This is a genomic window from Corynebacterium sp. 51B, assembly GCF_008930785.1.
GTDB classification, from domain to species: domain Bacteria; phylum Actinomycetota; class Actinomycetes; order Mycobacteriales; family Mycobacteriaceae; genus Corynebacterium; species Corynebacterium megadyptis.
In genome coordinates, this window is sequence record NZ_PQMK01000002.1 from 1 (window position 1) to 20,014 (window position 20,014).

Annotated in this window: 17 protein-coding genes; all 17 read left to right on the forward strand. The window is 64.4% G+C overall.

All coding sequences use genetic code 11. From position 1 onward, the window contains the following. Positions 1 to 146: 146 nt before the first annotated feature. The 17 genes from GBB14_RS03020 (at position 147) to GBB14_RS03100 (ending at position 20,013) form a co-directional block, all read left to right on the forward strand. Positions 147 to 551 (forward strand): DUF3040 domain-containing protein, encoded by a 405-nt coding sequence (locus tag GBB14_RS03020; protein ID WP_151530366.1) that lies wholly within the window; start codon positions 147 to 149, stop codon positions 549 to 551. A 598-nt stretch (positions 552 to 1,149) separates the two neighbouring features. Beyond that, a complete protein-coding gene (gene mraZ, locus GBB14_RS03025) occupies positions 1,150 to 1,581 on the forward strand; it encodes a division/cell wall cluster transcriptional repressor MraZ (protein ID WP_151530365.1) in 432 nt (143 codons plus the stop codon). Between the two features lie 192 nt (positions 1,582 to 1,773). Next, the gene (gene rsmH / locus GBB14_RS03030) at positions 1,774 to 2,823 is read left to right on the forward strand and encodes a 16S rRNA (cytosine(1402)-N(4))-methyltransferase RsmH (RefSeq protein WP_225976682.1); all 1,050 of its coding nucleotides are present in this window, start codon (positions 1,774 to 1,776) and stop codon (positions 2,821 to 2,823) included. Between the two features lie 3 nt (positions 2,824 to 2,826). Then, positions 2,827 to 3,675, forward strand: coding sequence for a hypothetical protein (locus GBB14_RS03035; protein WP_151530364.1), 849 nt, complete (start codon positions 2,827 to 2,829; stop codon positions 3,673 to 3,675). 330 nt (positions 3,676 to 4,005) lie between these two features. Next, positions 4,006 to 5,868, forward strand: coding sequence for a penicillin-binding protein 2 (locus tag GBB14_RS03040; protein WP_192796164.1), 1,863 nt, complete (start codon positions 4,006 to 4,008; stop codon positions 5,866 to 5,868). A gap of 178 nt (positions 5,869 to 6,046) precedes the next feature. Further along, positions 6,047 to 7,555, forward strand: a complete 1,509-nt coding sequence (locus GBB14_RS03045; protein WP_151530362.1) for a UDP-N-acetylmuramoyl-L-alanyl-D-glutamate--2,6-diaminopimelate ligase — start codon at positions 6,047 to 6,049, stop codon at positions 7,553 to 7,555. A 10-nt stretch (positions 7,556 to 7,565) separates the two neighbouring features. Further along, positions 7,566 to 9,059 carry a UDP-N-acetylmuramoyl-tripeptide--D-alanyl-D-alanine ligase gene (gene murF / locus GBB14_RS03050; RefSeq protein ID WP_151530361.1) on the forward strand — a complete coding sequence of 498 codons (1,494 nt, stop codon included), beginning with the start codon at positions 7,566 to 7,568 and terminating at the stop codon, positions 9,057 to 9,059. A 52-nt stretch (positions 9,060 to 9,111) separates the two neighbouring features. Further along, positions 9,112 to 10,212 carry a phospho-N-acetylmuramoyl-pentapeptide-transferase gene (gene mraY, locus GBB14_RS03055; RefSeq protein WP_151530360.1) on the forward strand — a complete coding sequence of 367 codons (1,101 nt, stop codon included), beginning with the start codon at positions 9,112 to 9,114 and terminating at the stop codon, positions 10,210 to 10,212. Positions 10,213 to 10,221: 9 nt separating this feature from the next. Then, a complete protein-coding gene (gene murD / locus GBB14_RS03060) occupies positions 10,222 to 11,697 on the forward strand; it encodes a UDP-N-acetylmuramoyl-L-alanine--D-glutamate ligase (RefSeq protein WP_151530359.1) in 1,476 nt (491 codons plus the stop codon). After that, complete coding sequence (locus GBB14_RS03065; RefSeq protein ID WP_151530358.1) at positions 11,690 to 13,120, forward strand: FtsW/RodA/SpoVE family cell cycle protein; 1,431 nt, start codon at positions 11,690 to 11,692, stop codon at positions 13,118 to 13,120. Before murD ends, GBB14_RS03065 begins: the two co-directional genes overlap by 8 nt. Before the next feature lie 9 nt (positions 13,121 to 13,129). Next, positions 13,130 to 14,209 (forward strand): undecaprenyldiphospho-muramoylpentapeptide beta-N-acetylglucosaminyltransferase, encoded by a 1,080-nt coding sequence (gene murG, locus GBB14_RS03070; RefSeq protein WP_151530357.1) that lies wholly within the window; start codon positions 13,130 to 13,132, stop codon positions 14,207 to 14,209. 112 nt (positions 14,210 to 14,321) lie between these two features. Then, complete coding sequence (gene murC, locus GBB14_RS03075) at positions 14,322 to 15,782, forward strand: UDP-N-acetylmuramate--L-alanine ligase (protein WP_151530371.1); 1,461 nt, start codon at positions 14,322 to 14,324, stop codon at positions 15,780 to 15,782. After that, a complete protein-coding gene (locus GBB14_RS03080) occupies positions 15,783 to 16,463 on the forward strand; it encodes a cell division protein FtsQ/DivIB (RefSeq protein ID WP_151530356.1) in 681 nt (226 codons plus the stop codon). 188 nt (positions 16,464 to 16,651) lie between these two features. After that, positions 16,652 to 17,920 carry a cell division protein FtsZ gene (gene ftsZ / locus GBB14_RS03085; protein WP_151530355.1) on the forward strand — a complete coding sequence of 423 codons (1,269 nt, stop codon included), beginning with the start codon at positions 16,652 to 16,654 and terminating at the stop codon, positions 17,918 to 17,920. A 16-nt stretch (positions 17,921 to 17,936) separates the two neighbouring features. Continuing rightward, the gene (gene pgeF, locus GBB14_RS03090) at positions 17,937 to 18,695 is read left to right on the forward strand and encodes a peptidoglycan editing factor PgeF (protein ID WP_151530354.1); all 759 of its coding nucleotides are present in this window, start codon (positions 17,937 to 17,939) and stop codon (positions 18,693 to 18,695) included. Positions 18,696 to 18,718: 23 nt separating this feature from the next. Then, on the forward strand, positions 18,719 to 19,426 hold the full coding sequence (locus GBB14_RS03095; RefSeq protein WP_151530370.1) for a YggS family pyridoxal phosphate-dependent enzyme: 708 nt from the start codon (positions 18,719 to 18,721) through the stop codon (positions 19,424 to 19,426). 101 nt (positions 19,427 to 19,527) lie between these two features. Further along, on the forward strand, positions 19,528 to 20,013 hold the full coding sequence (locus GBB14_RS03100) for a cell division protein SepF (RefSeq protein WP_151530353.1): 486 nt from the start codon (positions 19,528 to 19,530) through the stop codon (positions 20,011 to 20,013). Position 20,014: the final 1 nt, after the last annotated feature.

Consider the following 20,014-nt stretch of genomic DNA (forward strand, 5'->3'; position numbering starts at 1 on the left):
GTGTGGGGCTGTCGGGGGTGGGAGTACTGCCGGTGAATGGCGATCGGAACAATTCACGGCAGTGAAACGTTGTTGTATTTTGAAGACCCATCAGCGGCAGGTGCTCTGCACATGGAGCCCAGCCACACACCCGCCCGGGAGGAACAGTGTCGCTTTCAGAGCAGGAGAAAAAGCTTCTCCGTGAGATTGAGCAGTCACTACTTGCAGACGATCCCAAGTTTGGATCCTCGATTAAAGAGGAATCCGCTTTCGGTGGTGGTTCCGGATCGCTGAGCCTGCGAGGGATTGCCGTCGGTGTCATCGGCCTTCTTGTGTTGATTGGTGGCATCGCGCTGAGCCAGACCAATTTGTGGTTCATCGCTCTCGGTGTGGTGGGCTTTCTCATCATGTTTGGCGCTGGCCTCTGGATGCTGCGTAGCGGTGGCGAAGGCGGCTCGGCCGATTCTGGGCCGAAGCTGCACACCGTCGGTAGCTCCCGCCCCGCAGCCGCACCGAAACAAGACACGAGCTCGATGGAGGAGCGCTTCCGCCGCCGCTTCGGCGGGCACTAATCTCCGCCAGTGATCTCTAGGGGGCTAAGGGTCTGACGCTCCCACCCAGCGCGCGCGCCTGAAGGTGCGCGCTTTTTTCATGCCTCTACCGTGCGCCATCGGCGGCGGAGCACCCCTATGGGGCTGCCGCGCTGCGCGGTTTCCCACTTTCTCCCACCATGATCCCCCACTGTGTCCCACGCGGAGCTTCCCGCTGAGTAAAAGGTGAAGATAGTGCGGCTGAAAAGCGAAAAGATAGAGGTGATGTGTATGGGGATTGTGGGGGAGAGGAGCACTACAGTCACCTCTCGTGCCCTATTGTGGCGCCCCAGAGGGGCTTCGCGCACGGTGTCTCCCACCGCGCTCGGGAGAAAAATACCGCTGTGAACAGTGAATTTGGCGAGAAGGAAAAGAAATAGGCGGCGCAGGCTGTTAAAAGTGGGGGAAAGTGGGGTATTGTGGGGCCTAGGTCAGCTGGCCGGCTCTTTGTGGCCGCTCGGCGGGCAGGAAATTGGATATCGAAGGCATGCGAGATGCGCACCTGAGTGCCGCGTTGAACGAGGTATCCCGCATCACTGGGTTTCGAGGTGATTGACACGTAAAGGAGGCCAATAAACCCATGTTTCTTGGCACCTATACCCCGAAGCTCGACGACAAGGGACGGCTCACACTGCCGGCAAAGTTTCGTGAGGAACTTGCTGGCGGCCTCATGGTTACCAAGGGCCAAGATCACAGCTTGGCCGTGTATCCCCGTGAGGAGTTTGCTGCTCGAGCACGCAAGGCAGCGGCGGTGTCGCGTACCAACCCCAAGGCGAGGGCGTTTATTCGTAACCTCGCTGCGAGCGCGGACGAGCAACGCCCTGACGGGCACGGTCGAATTACGCTTTCGGCGGCGCATCGCGAGTATGCGGCCTTGAAGAAAGAGTGCGTGGTGATCGGCTCGGTCGACTTCCTAGAAATCTGGGATGCCGAGGCGTGGGCTGCGTACCAGGCCGAAACCGAGGATTCCTTCGCGGACGCAGAGGATGACGTTTTGGGCGGCTTTATCTAACACAAGGCTCGCTGTCGACAGCGCGCACGCGGTGTGTGTAGACCTCCGGCTGAGGTTGAAGTTCTGGTGTACTTCCCCGATACCAGAATGTTCCCTCGGACGGAGCTCTATATACACCGCCGACGTGTCCGGTGAGACCACACATCTATTTACCTGCACGACTCATAGCGAGAGGGGGTGCGATCGCGCACCATGACGGCACAGCACACACAACAGGAACACGACGTGGATACAGCCAGCGCCCAAGCGCGGGAGCTCGAAGCCAATCATGGCCATGTCCCCGTGCTGCGCGATCGTGTCACCGAACTGCTCGCTCCCGCGATCGATGCCTCCGAGCATCCCGTCGTCGTCGATGCCACCCTCGGTGCGGGTGGACACACCGAGCATCTGCTGTCCACCTTCCCCAGCTGCTTCGTTATCGGCGTCGATCGCGATGCCCGCTCCCTGGCTGAGGCCACCGCTCGGCTCGAGCGCTTCGGCGCTCGCTTCTGTCCGATCCACGCCCGCTTTGATGATCTGGGTGAGGAGATCGATCGCTCGACGGCGCCGGCCGCTATCCGCGCCCAGCAGCACGGCCTCACCGGGGCGCTCGCCGATCTGGGTGTGTCCTCCATGCAGCTCGATCAAGTCGATCGGGGTTTCGCCTATAAGGTGGACGCCCCGCTGGATATGCGCATGGATAATAGCCAGCATTTAACCGCGGCGGATGTGCTCAACACCTATAGCCACGGAGATCTCGCGCGCATCCTTAAAACCTATGGTGACGAGCGTTTCGCGGGCAAGATTGCCAGCGCGATCGTGCGGGAACGCGAGAAGGAGCCCTTCCAGTCCTCGGCGCGGCTCGTGGAGTTGCTGTACGACACCATCCCCGCGGCGACCCGGCGTACGGGCGGGCATCCAGCCAAGCGCACCTTCCAGGCCCTGCGCGTGGAAGTCAATGCGGAGCTCGAATCGCTGGAGAACCTCATCCCCGTGGTGGCCGAACGCCTCGCCCCGCACGGGCGAATGGTGTTCATGAGCTATCAATCGCTCGAGGACAAGATCGTGAAAAAGGTGCTCACCGATCTCACGACGTCCACCACTCCGCCGGGGCTGCCCATGGATCTCCCGGGAACCGCTCCGTCGTTCCGCTTGCTCACCCGCGGCTCGGAGAAGGCATCCGCCGCCGAGATCGAGGTGAACCCCCGCGCTGCATCGGTGCGGGTGCGCGCCGCTGAAAAAGTATCGGAAGAAAGGCTCTAAGACATGACCCTCACCGCAGGAACCCCCGTGCGGCGTCCTCGGCGCAGCGCGCAGGATGGCTCGGGCCAGGCAGAGCACGATGCTTATCGCCCCTCCCCGCGTTGGGCGGATTCTTCCCATCGCTCGCGGGATTACAGCTCGAGCACTTTCAGCAGCGTCGATACGCTCGAGCGTGACAAGGACACCGCCGAGCGGGAGTCGTTGAGCACGCGCTATGGTCACCGCGCCACCACCTTGCGGCCGCAGGCGCCGGCGGCGCCGAAGCCGCAGCGGAAGTTCCAGCGCAGGCTGGGCAGCCAACAGGTGGTCTCGGTGCGCGGCCGCCGCGTGGAATCCCCGCGCCCGGATCAGGGCGTGGTACGCACCTTGGTGTTCTTCCTCCTGCTCAGTGTGCTCGGTGTGGTGGGCACGATGTCGCTCTCCGGACTGAACACGGAGCAGACCTTTACTATTCAGCGCCTCTCACAGCAGGACGCCCAGCTGGGTAATCAGCTGGAAACCCTGCGCCGCGATGTGGAGCAGTCCCGAGCCGCCGCCGATGCTGCCGCCATGGCCGCCGATCACAAGATGGTGATTCCCGGCCAGCCGGGTGCTCTCGACGTGCGCAGTGATGGGGTAGTGGAGGAGAAGCTGGCTCCCAACCCCAATGGGAATTTGCCGATCATTGACGTCAATAAGGGACAGGGCCGGCCGAACCGCGCCAGCAGCGATCCCAACCGCACCGAGGAGATGCGCGATCGTCTCGAAGCCGTCGCGCCGCGTAATAACTCGGTGAATGATGGTGTCGCCGAAACGCGCGAGACGCCGAATAGCGGTCAATCCGGTGCGCCGCTCCCCTATGCGGGGCGCTAGGCGGTTTAGACTGAACTCGACCTCTATAGACAGGGCACTAGCTGTAGTTTTGAGGCTAAAAGCCCTGTCTTGTCAGTTCCAAGGCCAGCGTTTTCTTTAAGGGTAGTGAAGGAGTCTCGGTTCGTGAGTGAATCATCTAGGCCGCGCCGCAGGGAACCCCGCCGCCCGGTTCGCCGCGAACGCGGTGAGGCGGCCGACGTCTCGGCGCGTTCTCGCCGTCGCCCTCGGCTCGACGATGCTCCCCGTGCCCCGCGCTCGGAACGCGGGTCGCAGCCGCCCCAGGCCACCTCGCGTTTCTGGACGTGGCTCAGCACCAGTGGCCCCGTCAATCTGAAAAAGCGCCTCGGCGTGGCGCAAGTTTTTGCGATCCTTCTCGCCGTGGTGCTTATCGGCCGACTCGCCCTCGTGCAGGTCGTGTGGGGTCCGGAGTTCGCGGCCAAGGCGGAGGCCCAGCGCAGCCGCCTCTATGTGGATCCCGCGCGCCGTGGCGCGATCGAGGATCGTCATGGCCACAGCCTTGCCTCGACCATGCAGGCCCGCTCGCTGACCGTCTCGCCGAAGCAGTTCCGCGAGGAAGAGCGCGAACGCCAGGACTATAAGCTCTATGAGGCCGGCGGCTACAACGATATGAGCGAGCAGGAACGCGAGCAGGCCATCGCGGACAACGTCGATAAGCAATTGGAGAAAATTGCGCAGGAGATTCCCGCCACCATCAAGGAGGCGGGGGCCAGCGCGGAGGACGTGAAGCCGGAGGATATCCTCACAAAGCTTGAGGCCGACTCCACGTATGAGATCCTCGTGCGCAATGTGGATCCGGATGTGGCGGCGGAGATCGTCGACACCTTCCCCGGTATCGCCGCGGACTATCAAGAGATTCGTAACTACCCCAATGGGGCTATTGCCCAGAACGTGGTGGGTAAGACCAGCATGGAGGGCGAGGGCCAATTCGGCTTCGAGCTCTATGCGGACGAGAATCTGGCGGGGCAGGATGGCTCCTCCAAGGAGGATGTCTCCACCAATGGCCAGGCCATTCCGGGCACGCTTCGCGACGTCGTCCCGGTGCAGGATGGCGCCAGCTATGAGCTCACACTGGATCTGGATCTGCAGACCTATGTGCAGCAGCAGGTGCAGCAGGCCAAGGATATTTCCGGCGCCGAGAGCGCCCAGGCCATCGTGCTCGACGCCCGGAGCGCCGAGGTGCTCGCCATGGCCAATTCCGACACCATCGACCCCAATGGCGATATTAAGAAGCAGCTCGAAGAGGGGCGGAGTTTCACCAACCCGACCATCTCCAACCCCTTCGAACCGGGCTCGGTGGCGAAGATCATCACCGCCTCTGCGGCGATCGACAATGAGCTGACCACCCCAGACGAGGTGCTCAGCGTGCCCGGCTCTATCGACATGGCGGGCGTGACCGTGCGCGATGCGTGGGAACACGGCACCGTGGGCTTCACCACCACCGGTGTCTTCGCTAAATCCTCCAACGTGGGCACCCTGATGCTCGCCCAGCGCGTGGGGGAGGACCGCTTCAATGACTATCTGCACCGTTTCGGCCTCGGGGAAGCCACGGGAGTGGAGCTGCCCGGCGAGACCGCCGGCCTGCTGCCTGCCCGCGAGGACTGGGGCGGCGGTACCTTCGCCAACCTGCCCATCGGACAGGGTATGGCGATGTCGCTGCTGCAGATGACCGGGATTTATCAAACCATCGCCAATGACGGCGAGCGCATCCAACCGCGGATCGTGAAATCCAAGACCGATGCCGAGGGCAATGAGGTGCCCATTGCGGCGCCCGAGAGCGTGCAGGTGATGAAGCCCGAGGCGGCCAAGGTGGTGCGCAATATGTTCCAAGGTGTGGTGCAGGGCGCCGATGGCGGCCAATCCGGTACCGCCCCCGATGGGGCGATCGAGGGCTATCAGATTTCCGGCAAGACCGGTACCGCCCAGCAGGTCGATGAAAACACCGGCGCGTACTCCAACTCGGACTATTGGATCACCTTCGCCGGTATCGCCCCGGCGGATGATCCCCGCTATGTCATCGGCATCATGCTCGATGATCCGGAACGGGGCGTCCACGGCGGCGGTGGCGGCACGGCCTCGCCCCTGTTTAAAGACATTGCGCAGTGGTTGCTGGCGCGGGATAATGTTCCGCTCAGCCCGCCGCGCGAAGGCAACCTTGTGCTTCAGGCCTACTAGGCACAGGTTCCGCACCACCCGCAGCGGGCGGTGCAGGCGGGTGCGGCATCGCCCGGCGGTTGCGCTTAAAGTAGAGCGCAACCGAATGAGCACGACGGCGCCGGCGAGCAGCTCGGCACCGTATAACTGAATAGCGCTAGAGACTAATGAGCCCTATATATCAAGGAGGAAACTGCGCGTGGCACTGAACTTTTCTGAGGTCCTGAACCTCAGCGGCGGCAGCGTGATCAATGAGCCCAGCGAGGCTCTGAGCGTCAGCGAGATTGGACTGGATTCCACCCAGCTGCCCTCGGGCGCCGTGTTCGCGGCGCTTCCCGGCACGAAGGTGCACGGCGCCACCTACGCCGGCAGCTGCGAGGCCGCGGTGATCCTCACCGACCAGGCCGGCGCCGCTATTCTCCGCGACGCGGACGAGACCCGCCCCATCATCGTGGTGGAGGACGTGCGCGAGATCCTCGGCCCGGTCTCTGCGGCGATCTATAACAACCCCTCGGAGAAGCTCAGCATCATCGGTGTCACCGGCACCTCCGGTAAGACCACCACCAGCTACATGCTGGAAAAGGGCATGATGAAGGCTGGGCACCGGGTGGGGCTGATCGGCACCACCGGTACCCGTATCAACGGCACCCCGGTAGCGACCAAGCTCACCACCCCGGAGGCCCCGACCCTGCAGAAGCTCTTCGCCACCATGGTGGAGGAGGACGTCACGCACGTGATCATGGAGGTCTCTAGCCACGCCCTCGTGCTCGGCCGCGTCGCCGGCACGCACTTCGCCGTCGCCGGCTTCTCCAACCTGTCGCAGGATCACCTCGATTTCCACCCCACCATGGAGGAGTACTTCGAGGCCAAGGCCCTGTTCTTTGATCCCTCCAGCACACAGCACGCCGCCCAGGCAGTGGTGTGCATCGATGATCACTGGGGCGAGTCCATGGCCGAGCGCGCCGGCGAGTCCGTGCTGCGCGTGGCCACCCACGGCCAGAGCGCCGATGTGACCGCCTCCGATATTGAGGTCTCCGCCACCGGCTCCCAGCGTTTCACGCTCACCGTCGATGGCGCCGCCCACACCGTGGAGCTGCCTCTGCCCGGCCGCTTCAACGTGGCTAATGCCGCGCTGGCCATCGCCTGTGCCCATGCCGCCGGCGCCGATGTGGACGCAGTGGCCCAGGGCATCGCCGAGGTGGCCGTGCCCGGCCGCATGGAATCCATCGATGAGGGCCAAGACTTCATGGCCGTGGTGGATTATGCCCATAAGCCGGGGGCGATTGCCGAGGTGCTGGACACTGTGCGTGCCCAGATCTCCGGTCGGGTCGCAGCGGTGATTGGTGCCGGCGGCGATCGCGACGCCACCAAGCGCCCGATCATGGGTGCCGAGGCCGTCAAGCGCGCCGACTTCGTGGTGATCACCGATGACAACCCGCGTTCCGAGGAGCCGGCGTCCATCCGCGCCGAGGTCGTGCGCGGCGCCACCGAGCAGCAGGCCGAGACCCCGGGCGCCGAGGTGACTGAGATCGGCGATCGTCGCGAGGCCATTATCGCCGCCATCAACTGGGCCCAGCCGGGCGACGCGGTGGTGGTGTGTGGCAAGGGCCATGAGACCGGCCAGCTGATCAAGGGCGTTAACCACCACTTTGATGATCGTGAAGAGGTCCGTGCCGCACTGCAGCAGCGCGGTACCGAGAGCAAGTAAAGGCCAGCTGATGAAGAAGTACACGCTCGCGCAGATCGCCGAGATCACCGGCGGGGAGCTATCTGCCAGTGCCGATCCGGAGTCCATCGTGACCGGGCCGGTGGAGTTTGACTCCCGCAATGTTGCCCAGGGCTCGCTATTTGTCGCCCTGCCCGGGGCGAATGTGGATGGCCACGACTTCGTGCCTACCGCCCTCGAGGCGGGGGCGACGGCCGCCCTCGTGGCCCAAGAGGTCGAGGGGCCCGCGATCGTGTTACCGGTGACCGAACTGGATCGCAGCATGGACAACGCCTATGCCTTTGCTGTGGATACCACCGGCCGCACGGAGGCCGTGGTGGGCGGGCTGGCGGCGCTGGCCCGCCGCAATACTGCGGAGTTGCAGCAGGAGCACGGCTTGAAGGTGGTGGGTGTCACCGGCTCCGCTGGGAAGACCTCCACCAAGGACTTCGTCGCCACGTTGCTGCGCTCTGTGGCGGAGACTGTCGCCCCGCCCGGGTCTTTTAATAATGAGATCGGCCTGCCCTATACCGCGCTCAAGTGCGATGAGGACACCACCTATCTCATCAGCGAAATGTCGGCCCGCGGGATCGGGCACATTCGTCATCTCACCGAGATCACCCGCCCCGATATTGCGGTGGTGCTCAACGTGGGCAGCGCCCACTTGGGCGAGTTTGGCTCGCGGGAAAATATCGCCACCGCCAAGGGCGAGATCATCGAGGCCCTGCCCGCCGACGGTGTCGCGGTGCTCAACGCCGATGACGAGCTGGTGGCGCAGATGGCGCGGACGACCGCGGCGAGGGTGCTCTTTACCTCGGCCGCGCTCGACGGGCGCACCCCGAAGCCGCACGCCGATATCACGGCAACCGAGGTGCGCGTGGATGAGCTGGCGCGCCCGCGCTTCGTCCTCACCACCCCGAGCGGCAGCGCCGATGTCCAGCTGCAGGTCAGCGGCGAACACCAGGTGTATAACGCCCTGGCCACGGCGGCGGTGGGGCATGCTGTGGGCTTGGAGTGCGCGCAGATTGCGGCGGCTCTGAGCGCCCACACGGCGGCCTCAGCGAACCGCATGGCCATCACCACCCGCAGCGATGGAGTGGTGATTATCAACGACTCTTATAATGCCAACCCGGACTCCATGCGCGCCGGCATCAAGGCGCTGGCCTCCACGGCCGCCGCCGCGGACACCGGCAGCTGGGCGATCTTAGGACAGATGGCCGAGCTGGGCGAGGATGCCATCAGCGCCCACGAGGAGCTGGGCCAGGTGCTGGTGGAGAACGGCATCGATCACCTCATCACGGTCGGTACAGACGTGAATACCCACGCCCTTGCCGGCGTGGCCGAGGAGCTGGGTATCGACACCCACATCGCCGAGGGCGTGGACGGGGCGCTGAATATCATCGCCGCCGGCGTCGAGCCGGGCGAGGTGGTGTTGGTCAAGGCGTCCAATGCCGATCGGCTGTGGTACGTCGCCGAGCAATTGGCGCAGCTGAGCAAGAGCCGATAAACGCCAGAACAGTCACGCAGGTATAGAAAGAAACGCACGGGTAGATTACGTCATGACGCAGATCATCATCAGCGGGGTAGTGAGCTTCCTCATTGCCATTTTCCTCACCCCGGTGCTCATTCGTCGCTTCTCGGCCGAGGGGCTGGGCCAAGAGATTCGCGAGGATGGGCCGGCCTCGCACCTCCGTAAGCGCGGCACCCCCACCATGGGCGGTATCGCGATCCTCGCCGGTATTCTCGGCGGCTATGTGGTCGCCACCATCGTGGGCGCGATCACCGGATCCACCGCCTTCACCGCCTCCGGCATCTTGGTGCTGTTGTTGACGCTCGCCCTCGGCGGGCTGGGCTTCGCCGATGACTACATCAAGCTGGCGAAGGGCCGCAATCTCGGCCTGAATAAGAAGGGCAAGCTCTTCGGGCAGCTCGCAGTCGCCGTCATCTTCGGATTCTGTGCGCTGCGCTTCGAGAATGACCAGGGCATCAGCCCCGCGTCCACCCACCTGTCCTTCATTCGCGATATCGACACCGTGGATCTGGCTTTTGGCGGCGGCATCCTAGGCACCCTGGTGTTCCTCGTGTTCATCTACATCCTCGTGTCCGCCTGGTCGAATGCGGTGAACCTCACCGATGGTCTCGACGGACTCGCCGCCGGCTCCACCGCCATGGTGATGGTGGCCTATACCACCATGACCTTCTGGCAATTCCGTAACTCCTGCGATGTCGCCGTGCAGCCGGGCTGCTATTCGGTGCGTGATCCGCTCGATCTCGCCATGCTCGCTGCGGCCGGCGCCGGCGCCTGCGCGGGCTTCCTGTGGTGGAATGCCGCGCCCGCCAAGATCTTCATGGGCGATACCGGTTCGCTCGCACTCGGCGGCCTCGTGGCGGGACTGTCCGTGGCCTCGCGCACGGAGCTGCTCATGATTATCGTCGGAGCGCTCTTCGTGATTGAGGTCGCCTCGGTGGCCATTCAGATCATCGTCTTCAAAACTCGCGGCACCCGCGTGTTCCGCATGGCCCCCTTCCACCACCACTTCGAGTCCGGCGGGTGGGCTGAGACCACCGTCACCATCCGATTCTGGCTGCTCGCAGCCATGGCCTGCACCGCGGGCATGGCGCTGTTCTACAGCGAGTGGCTCACCAGCGCAGGGGTATAGCCTTTCATCATGTCTGCAGATCAGCTCTCCCATCTATCCACCGCTGACAGCTCTGGGCTGCCGGAGTTTCTCGCAGGTCCCATCCTGCTGGCCGGGGCCGGCATCTCGGGCCGTGGCTGCGCCAGACTCGTGCGTGCCTTGGGGACGGAGATGGCGATCGCCGACGATAACCCCGCCGCCGCCGATGCCATCGCCGAGCTCGGCGCCGCAGCCCTCAGCACGGCGGCGGCCCGCGCCCGTCTCCACGACTTCTCTTGCGTGATCACCTCGCCTGGATGGCGCCCCGATTCGCCGGTGCTTGTCGACGCCATCTCCGCGGGCATTCCCGTCCTTGGCGATGTGGAATTCGCCTACCTGGTCGACCGCGCCGAGATCTTCGGCCCGCGCCGCACCTGGCTGGCGATTACCGGCACCAATGGGAAAACCACAACCACCGCCATGCTGGCGGCGATGCTCAAGCGCCATAATCCGGCCTCGGCGGCGGTGGGCAATATCGGTATTGCCATCCCCGATGCGCTGCTGGCCACCCCGCGCGTGGAGGTCGTGGTAGCGGAGCTCTCGAGCTTCCAGCTGCACTGGAGCAGCGAGTTCACCCCGGATTGCGGCTGCGTGCTCAACCTGGCCGAGGACCACATCGACTGGCATGGCAGCTTCGCTGACTACGGTGCGGACAAGGCACGCATCCTGCGCGGCGAGTTGAGCGTACTCGGCGTGGACGATGAGCATGTGCGCGCCATGCAGCCCCAGGCCGCTGGGCGCACCGTGGGCTTTACTCTCGGCGAGCCCGCCCCCGGGCAGGTGGGGGTGCGGGAGGGCTGGATCGTGGATCGGGCGTTTCTGCCCGCCGCAGCCGATGCCGAGGAGGGCATTCCCATCCGCCCCATCGAGGGGATCTCCCCCGCAGGACGCGCCGGTCAGCTCGACGCCTTGGCCGCCACTGCCATGGCCCGCGCCCACGGTGTTGCCCCCACCGACATTGCCGCCGCTCTCGATAGCTTCGGGGTGGCCGCCCACCGCGGCCAGGTGGTGCACCAGGTGACTGATGCCGCCGGCGCGATCACCGTGATTGATAATTCCAAAGCGACCAATCCGCACGCCGCTGATGCCGCCCTCAAGGGCTTCGAGTCCATCCTGTGGGTGGCCGGTGGCCAGCTCAAAGGCGCCGATGTCTCCGAGGTGGTCCGCGCTCATGGCGAGCGCATGGTAGCCGCCGCACTGCTCGGCGTGGACGCCCCGCTCATTGCCGAGCAGCTGGCGCTGCACGTCCCCGAGCTTCCGGTCTATGTCTCAACCAGCACCGATAAGCACGAGGCCATGGCGGAGATCGCTGCGTTCGCCCGCGAACACGCCGTGGCCGGTGTTGACGTGATCTTGGCGCCTGCTGCGGCATCATTGGACATGTATAGCGGCATGGGCGAACGCGGCGATATCTTCGCCGACGCCATGCGTGCCGCATTCCCCGCAACTGGAGGTGGCAATGTCTAACGTGCTCACCAACGAACACGGCGGCCGACGGAAGTATTTTCACGTGGCCTTGCGGCCACTGCTGGACTACTACGCTGTTGCTTCCATCGTGGTCATCCTCGCCTTCTTCGGCATTTTGATGGTGGCCAGCTCCTCCATGACGTGGTCGGTGCTTGAGGGCGCCTCCGTGTTTGGCACGGCGATGCGCCAGGCCGTCATGGTGGGCGTGGGCTTCGTGGCGATGTGGCTGTGTCTGCGTCTGCGCCCCCAGTCCATTCGGCGCAGTGCCCCGTGGGTGCTGATCGTATCCGTCCTTTTATTGGTGCTTGTGCTCGTGCCCTCCATTGGTACCGGCTTGGAAGAGGTGGGCTCCCAATCGTGGATCGTGCTCGGCCCCATCCGGCTCCAGCCCTCGGAGCTGGCCAAGGTGGCGATTGCGGTATGGGGCTCCGCGTGGCTCGCGGACTGCCCTCCGGAGAAGAAGAAAATACGCTTCATCGGTTTCATCGTCATCGCCCTGCTGATGCTCGGGCTCATCCTTTTGGAGAAGGACGTCGGCATGGCCCTCGCCTTCCTCGTCGTGGTGGGTGTGACTCTGGTGTTTGCCGGATTGGATTTGCGCTATATCGTGTTCACGGCTCTCGCCACTGTTATCGGATTGGCGCTGGCAGTGAAGAATTCCTCGGGCTTTCGTTCCGATCGCATCTCGGTGTTTAAAGACGCCTTTTTTGGTCGCTTTGATGACACCCGCGGCGCCGCCTTCCAGTCCTACCAGGGCTATCTCTCCCTCTCCGATGGTTCCCTGTTCGGAGTGGGGCCGGGGCAGTCTCGCGCCAAGTGGTTCTATTTGCCGGAAGCGAAAAACGACTTCATCTTCGCCATCATCGGCGAGGAAACCGGGCTGCTGGGCGCCACCATGGTGATCGTGCTCTACGCCGCGCTATGCGTGCTCGGCTTCCGCATCGCGCTGCGAAGCAATAACCGCTTCCTGTCCTTGTTGGCGGCCACGCTCACCGGCTCCATCGTGATCCAAGCATTCATTAATATCGGCTATGTGATCGGCCTGTGGCCGGTGACGGGTATTCAGCTGCCGCTGATCTCTGCCGGCGGTACCTCGGCGATTATCACGCTGGCATCCATGGGCCTGTTGTTGAACTGCGCCCGGCACGAGCCGGAGGCGATTTCCGCACTGCAGTCCCACGGCCGGCCGTGGTTCGATCGGCTGCTCATGCTGCCCGAGCCGATGGTCACGGGCGTGTCCGTGCGCGAAGGCCGGGGCGAGTCACCCCGCGGCGGGGGAGAGCACGAGCAGCGTGATGCTCGGCCGAGCTCGCGGCGTCGAGAAGCGCTCACCCGGCACAGCGAACGCGATCGGGTGCGTCGCTATGGCGAACCGCTCACCCATGTGCGTCGCCGTCCTAGTTCCCATAATCGGCAAAGGTAGAAAGGCCCCATGAGCGAGACAACACTATCCGTGGTGGTGGCTGGCGGCGGAACCGCTGGCCACATCGAACCTGCCCTCGCTGTTGCTGATGCACTGCGGGCGCGGGAGGAGAATATCCGCATTACGGCCCTCGGTACCACCCGAGGACTCGAGATGGATCTCGTGCCCGAGCGCGGCTATGAGCTGCGCACCATCCCACCGGTACCGGTGCCCCGCAAGCCCAGCATGGCCCTAGCCAAGCTGCCGTGGCGGGTGCTGAACTCGGTGCGCGCCACCACCGCGGTTCTCAAGGATGTCGACGCCGACGTGCTCATCGGCTTCGGCGGCTATGTCTCCGCGCCCGCCTATCTGGCGGCGCGACGCCTCGGCATCCCCTTCTTCGTACACGAGGCCAATGCCCGCGCCGGCATGGCCAATAAGCTGGGCGTGCGTCTCGGTGGCACCGGGTTGAATGCGGTGGCCGAGTCCGGCATCCCCGGCGATGTGGTGGGCGTGCCCATCCGCAGCGCCCACGCCCATACCCGCGGGGAGCAGGCACAGCAGGAGGCGCGGGAGAGCTTCGGTCTAAATCCGCAGCGCCGCACCCTGCTGGTCACCGGCGGCTCCCAGGGCGCGCGCTCGCTCAACCGTGCCGTGGCCGAGGGACTCGAGGAGCTCCTCGCCGGCGAGGTGCAGGTGCTGCACGCCTATGGCAAGAAGAACGAGGCACCCGAGGCGCGTACCGGCTATGTGCCGCTGCCGTATATCACCGAGATGAACAAGGCCTATGCGGCCGCCGATATCATCTGCTGCCGTGCCGGCGCGATGACGGTGGCCGAGGTGAGCGCCTCCGGCACCCCTGCCATCTACGTGCCGCTGCCGCATGGCAATGGCGAACAGGGATTGAATGCCCAGCCGGTGATCAGCGCTGGTGGCGCAACCATCATTGCCGATGCCGATCTCAACGGTCACAGCCTCGCCACCCAGGTATTGGCGATCCTGAGCGATGAACAGCTCTATGAGGCCATGGTGCACTCCACCGACCAGGCCGGATTGGGTAGCGCCGCCGAGGACATCGCGGCGCGTATCGTTCAGGCCGCACGCGACTAACATCAACCCTAAGGCGCGCCGCGCCGCACAACCGGAGGAGTGTGGCGGTGAGGCGGCGTCGTCACGAGCATAGAAACACACATACACGAGGAGAACAGTGGTGAGCGAGCAGATGGTGGACGCGGACCTAACGCGGGTGCACATGATTGGAATCGGCGGTGCGGGCATGTCCGGCATCGCGCGCATCTTGCTGGCACGAGGATCCGAGGTCAGTGGATCCGATGCCAAGGATTCCCGGGTGGTGTTGGCGTTGCGCTCCATGGGAGTGGACATCTCCATCGGCCACGACGCCGCCAATATCGACCGGGAGGGCACGCCGCCCACGGCCGTGGTCACCTCCTTCGCGGCGATCCCCCAGGATAACCCCGAGCTGGTGCGCGCCCGTGAGCTCAATATTCCTATTCTGCGCCGTTCGGAAATGCTGGCGCTGCTCATGGACAGCCACGATCAAGTCCTTTTCGCGGGCACCCACGGCAAAACCTCCTCGACCTCCATGGCGGTGGTGGCCATGCAGCAGGCGGGCATGGATCCCAGCTTCGCTATCGGGGGCCAGCTCAATAAGGCCGGCACCAACGCCCACCATGGCACCGGCAGCTGCTTTGTGGCCGAGGCCGATGAATCGGATGCCTCGCTGCTGCAATACCGGCCCAAGGTGGCCGTGGTGACCAATATTGAGCCGGATCACCTGGATTATTTCAAAACTCACGACGCCTATTTCACTGTCTTCGATGATTTCGCAGCGCGGCTTGTCGACGACGGCACGCTGGTGGTGTGCCTCAATGATGCACACGCCGCCGCGTTGGGGGAGCGGTGTGTAGCTAAGGGCACCACTGTGGTCGGCTATGGCACCCGCGAGGCCTGTTCCATGCACCCAGATGTGCCGGCCGGCGCGGTTATCGAAGAACGCACCACCACGGTCTACGGCACCCGTGCCCGGATCCGCCTCGGCGATACCGCCGTGGACGTCACTATTCACGTACCCGGGGAGCACATGGTGCTCAACGCCGCCGCCGCATTGCTCGCCGGCCATGTCGCCGGTGGCGATGTGGTTGCCCTCGCCGAGGGCCTCAGCGAGTTCACGGGGGTGCGCCGCCGCTTCGAGTATCACGGCACCGTGGCCGAGGGGCCGGCTCTCGGGGTGAGTGTCTTTGATGACTATGCGCATCACCCCACCGAGGTCTCCGCTGTGATTCGTGCTGCCCAAGACAAGGTCGGCGCGATCGGCCGAGGCAAAGTGGTGGTGGTATTCCAGCCGCACCTCTACTCCCGCACGATCGAGTTCGCCACAGAGTTCGCCGCCGCCCTGTCGCTGGCAGACGCCGTGGTCGTGCTCGACATTTTCGGGGCCCGCGAGGAGCCCGTCGAAGGCGTGAACGGCAGCATCATCGCCGATAAGGTGAGCGCGCCCTGCCGCTATGTGGATAGCTTCGCCGAGGTGCCCGGAGTGGTGGCCGAGCTCGTGAACCCGCACGACATTGTGCTCACCATGGGGGCGGGCTCGGTGACGATGCTTGCCGACGAAATTCTCGAGGGCCTGAGCAGCTCCACCACCACAGCAGAGGCGGGGGAATAAGTGAGCCGCAGGAGGATTGTCCAAGCTTTCGGCGCGGTGATCGCCCTGGGGGCAGTGGCAGTGCTGATCTGCGTGTTCTTTCCCATCATCACCGTCTCTCAAGTCTCGGTGGAGGGAAATAAGGAAACCTCCACGGAGGAGGTGCTCGCTGCCGCTGGTGTGGTGGAAGGGGAAAACTCGCTGCGGGTGGATACCGCCGGCGCGGCGACCCGCGTCGCGGAGTTGCCGTGGGTGAAATCAGCGACGGTGGGCCATTCCTCGCCCCGCGGCATCGAAGTCCAGGTGGTGGAGCGCGAGCCCTTCATTTTCTCCGAGCAAGCCGATGGCGCGCACCTCGCCGACCGCGATGGGGTGCCCTTCGTGATCAGTGATGATCCGCGCGGAGCGAGGAAGGTCGTGGGCATGAGTGATGACAACCCCAAGATCTATGCGGCCGTTGTCGACGCCGTGAACGCGTGGGAGGAGATCGCCGGCGACCAGCGCGGGCTGCTGCGCTTCGTCGAAGCCCCGAGCCCTTTCGAGCTGACCTTGCACTTCGAGAACGCCGAGATGGGGGCGAAGGCCGTGTATTGGGGCTCGGCCGAGGATGCCGCCAATAAGGCGCGGGCCACCCGTGCGGTGCTCACGCGCCCCGAGGAGTGGTGGAATGTTACCAACCCCAACATGGTCACGACCCGCTAAGCGAAAGCCCACGTCAGAAGTCTAAAGTTGAGCTTTAGGGTTAAAGACACGCCGCGCGAATGTCACCCTCAAATGCGTATGTGTCGACCATGATGGACTTACATTGTTTCAACAGTATGTGGGCTACACCTGAGCGCACATAAAACTAGGATCACACGAGAAAAACCCGAAAGGCGAGCCTTATAACCATGACCTCACCGAACAACTACCTCGCCGTCATCAAGGTCGTCGGTGTCGGCGGCGGCGGCGTCAATGCCGTCAACCGCATGATTGAAGAGGGCCTGGCGGGCGTTGAATTTATCGCCGTTAATACCGATTCGCAGGCTTTGCTCTTCTCGGATGCCGACGTCAAGCTCGATATTGGCCGTGAGGCCACCCGTGGCCTTGGCGCTGGGGCGAACCCCGAGGTGGGTCGCACCTCTGCCGAGGATCACAAGTCAGAGATCGAGGAGTCCCTGAAGGGCGCCGATATGGTCTTCGTGACCGCCGGCGAGGGTGGCGGCACCGGCACCGGCGCTGCCCCGGTGGTGGCCAATATAGCCAAGAAGATGGGCGCGCTCACCGTGGGCGTTGTGACTCGCCCCTTCAAGTTCGAAGGCCGTCGCCGCATGCGTCAGGCGCTCGAGGGCATCGAGGCATTGCGCGACTCCTGCGACACTCTCATCGTGATTCCTAACGATCGCCTGCTGCAATTGGGCGATGCCAACCTCTCCATGATGGAAGCCTTCCGCTCCGCGGACGAGGTGCTCTACAACGGCGTGCAGGGCATTACCCAGCTCATCACCACCCCGGGCATTATCAACGTGGACTTCGCGGACGTGCGTGCCGTGATGTCCGATGCCGGCTCCGCTCTCATGGGCATCGGCTCCTCGCGGGGCGATAATCGCGCAGTGGCGGCAGCAGAGCAGGCCATCAACTCTCCTTTGCTGGAGTCCACCATGGAAGGCGCCAAGGGAGTGCTGCTCTCCTTCGCCGGTGGTTCCGACCTGGGCCTGCAGGAGGTCTACCAGGCCGCAGAGATGGTGGAGAGCCAGTCCGATCCGGATGTGAACCTCATCTTCGGCACCATCATCGACGACACCCTCGGCGACGAGGTGCGCGTCACCGTGATCGCCACGGGCTTCGACGATGCCGCTTCGGTGGCCGATAACGATAATGTGCGCCAGCCCGCGGAGCGCCCGGCTGCGGCCAGCCCCACCCCGGCACCGCGCCAGAACGAGGGCATGTTCGGCCGCGGCGAGCGCGCCGAGTCCGGCGAGCGCCCCGCCCCTGAGCGCGCCGAGGAGCCGGCCCGCGAGCACCGCGCCTATGATGACCGCGCTAACCAGGCGCGCCATCGCTTGGGCAGCGATCGCTCCCCGGGGTTGTTTACCCACAATGACTACGAGGAGCGCCCCGAACCGCGCCGCTCCGAGCCGCCGGTGGATGACCTCGACATTCCCGATTTCATGCGTTAGGAACTGAAGCAGTTACGTGACTATCGATACTCGCCCCGTCCGCAAGGTTGTAACTAGCCGTGCCGGCGGGGCTTCGGCCTTCCCTTACGACAGTTTTAATCTTGGCGATCACGTGGGCGATGATCCGCAGGCTGTCGCCGCTAATCGCCGCCGGCTAGCCCGCATCATCGGCCTCGCCCCGGAGCGCATCGTGTGGATGGAGCAAATCCATTCCCCGACAGTCACCGTGGTCGATGGACCGCAGCAGGAGCCGGTGCCCGCAAGCGATGCGCTGGTGACCACCAGCGCCGACCTCGCTCTCGCCGTGCTGGTGGCTGACTGCGTGCCGGTGCTGCTCTCGGATCACCATGCCGGCGTGGTCGCCGCCGCCCATGCCGGCCGGATGGGCGCGCGCAATGGCATCGTCCGCCGCACCGTGGAGACCATGGTGGAGCTCGGGGCCCGGCCAGAGGCCATCCATGTGCTGCTCGGCCCTGCCGCATCGGGGGCACGCTATGAGGTGCCGCCAGAGATGGCCGCCGATGTCGAGTCCCGCCTGCCGGGCAGTCGGTGCCGCACCGCCACGGGGACCACGGGATTGGATATTCGGGCCGGGCTGGTAGCGCAGCTGCGCGCGCTGGGCGTGCGCGCCATTGATGTTGATCCCCGCTGCACCATCGAGGACGAGTCGCTATTTTCCTATCGCCGCGCCCAGGGTCCCACCGGGCGCCAGGCGGGACTGGTGTGGCTCAACGGTAGCGCCGCGGCTCACGCACACGAGCCACGCCGATCCTAGGAGGAAAAATGAGTGAAGAGACGCTGACCAGGCGCGAGGAACTCGCCACCCGGCTAGAGCGGGTGCGCGCCACCATCGCCGAGGCCGCCGCCCATGCGGGCCGCGAGGCCGCCGAGATTCAGTTGCTGCCAGTGACGAAGTTTCATCCCGTCTCCGATGTGGCGCTGCTGCAGGAGCTCGGAGTGACAGCGGTGGGGGAGAATCGGGACCAAGAGGCCAAAGAAAAGAAGGAAGCCCTGCCGGAGATGTCCTTTCATATGATCGGGCAGATCCAATCCAAGAAGGCCAACTCGATCGCTCGCTGGGCAGACTGGGTGCACTCCGTGGATTCGGTGGCCATCGCCGAGAAGCTAGATCGCGGAATGGAGCTGGCCATCGAGCGTGGCCAGCGCCAGGAGGACGCGGTGCTGCACTGCCTCGTGCAGCTCTCCGCCGATGGCGATAGCGCGCGTGGCGGCACCGGACTGGATCAGCTGGCAGAGATCGTCGAGATGCTCGAATCGCAGCCCCGCACCCGCTGTGGCGGCTTCATGTGTGTGCCGCCGCTCGACGCCGATCCGCGCGAAGTTTTTGCGCGCGGCGCCGCGGTCGTGCAGCGCTGGTCGGAACAGCTAGGGCGGCGCTTGGACTACTCGGCAGGCATGAGTGCGGACATGGTGCACGCAATTGAGTCGGGATCGACATTTGTGCGTGTCGGAACGGATATCCTCGGCCCGCGGCCAGTAGTCTAACGATAGAAATTACGCGGTTGTGAGCCTCGCGCACTCTTGGTTACACCCCAATTGACCAGCACAATCCCTCCACATAGATCTAAGAAGAGGAACACCACACGATGTCGAGCTTGAACAAGTTCAAAGAGTATTTCGGACTCGGTCCCATCGCCGATGACATGGATGACGCCTACTACGGCGACGAGGCCGGCTACCAGGAGCGCGGCTACGCCGAGCGCCCCTATGGTGAGGATCGCTACAGCGAGCGCTACGGCCGTCGCTACGAGGAGCCGAGCCGGGAATCCGAGGGCTACTACGAGCGGGATCGTGACCGTGACCGCTCCTACGCCTGTGCCATCGTGCCCGTGGAGATCTCCAGCTACACCGAAGCCGCGCGCATTGGCGAGCCCTTCCGTGATGGCGATGCCGTGGTGTTCGATATCAGCCGCATGAATAGCGAGGACGCCCATCGCGTGGTGGACTTCGCTGCCGGCCTCGGCTTTGCACTGCGTGGCACCATGAAGAAGGTTGCCCCGCGTGTCTTCGCTCTCATCCCGGACGGGGCACACGTCTCCACCACCCAGTTGGAGCGCACCGCCCGCGTCTAAT

What these genes read in the sequence shown, in the direction of transcription:
- mraZ (WP_151530365.1), top strand. Translation starts at nt 1,150, where the DNA reads ATGTTTCTTGGCACCTATACCCCGAAGCTCGACGACAAGGGACGGCTC.
- rsmH (WP_225976682.1), top strand. Translation starts at nt 1,774, where the DNA reads ATGACGGCACAGCACACACAACAGGAACACGACGTGGATACAGCCAGC.
- GBB14_RS03035 (WP_151530364.1), top strand. Translation starts at nt 2,827, where the DNA reads ATGACCCTCACCGCAGGAACCCCCGTGCGGCGTCCTCGGCGCAGCGCG.
- murF (WP_151530361.1), top strand. Translation starts at nt 7,566, where the DNA reads ATGAAGAAGTACACGCTCGCGCAGATCGCCGAGATCACCGGCGGGGAG.
- mraY (WP_151530360.1), top strand. Translation starts at nt 9,112, where the DNA reads ATGACGCAGATCATCATCAGCGGGGTAGTGAGCTTCCTCATTGCCATT.
- murD (WP_151530359.1), top strand. Translation starts at nt 10,222, where the DNA reads ATGTCTGCAGATCAGCTCTCCCATCTATCCACCGCTGACAGCTCTGGG.
- GBB14_RS03065 (WP_151530358.1), top strand. Translation starts at nt 11,690, where the DNA reads ATGTCTAACGTGCTCACCAACGAACACGGCGGCCGACGGAAGTATTTT.
- murG (WP_151530357.1), top strand. Translation starts at nt 13,130, where the DNA reads ATGAGCGAGACAACACTATCCGTGGTGGTGGCTGGCGGCGGAACCGCT.
- murC (WP_151530371.1), top strand. Translation starts at nt 14,322, where the DNA reads ATGGTGGACGCGGACCTAACGCGGGTGCACATGATTGGAATCGGCGGT.
- ftsZ (WP_151530355.1), top strand. Translation starts at nt 16,652, where the DNA reads ATGACCTCACCGAACAACTACCTCGCCGTCATCAAGGTCGTCGGTGTC.
- GBB14_RS03100 (WP_151530353.1), top strand. Translation starts at nt 19,528, where the DNA reads ATGTCGAGCTTGAACAAGTTCAAAGAGTATTTCGGACTCGGTCCCATC.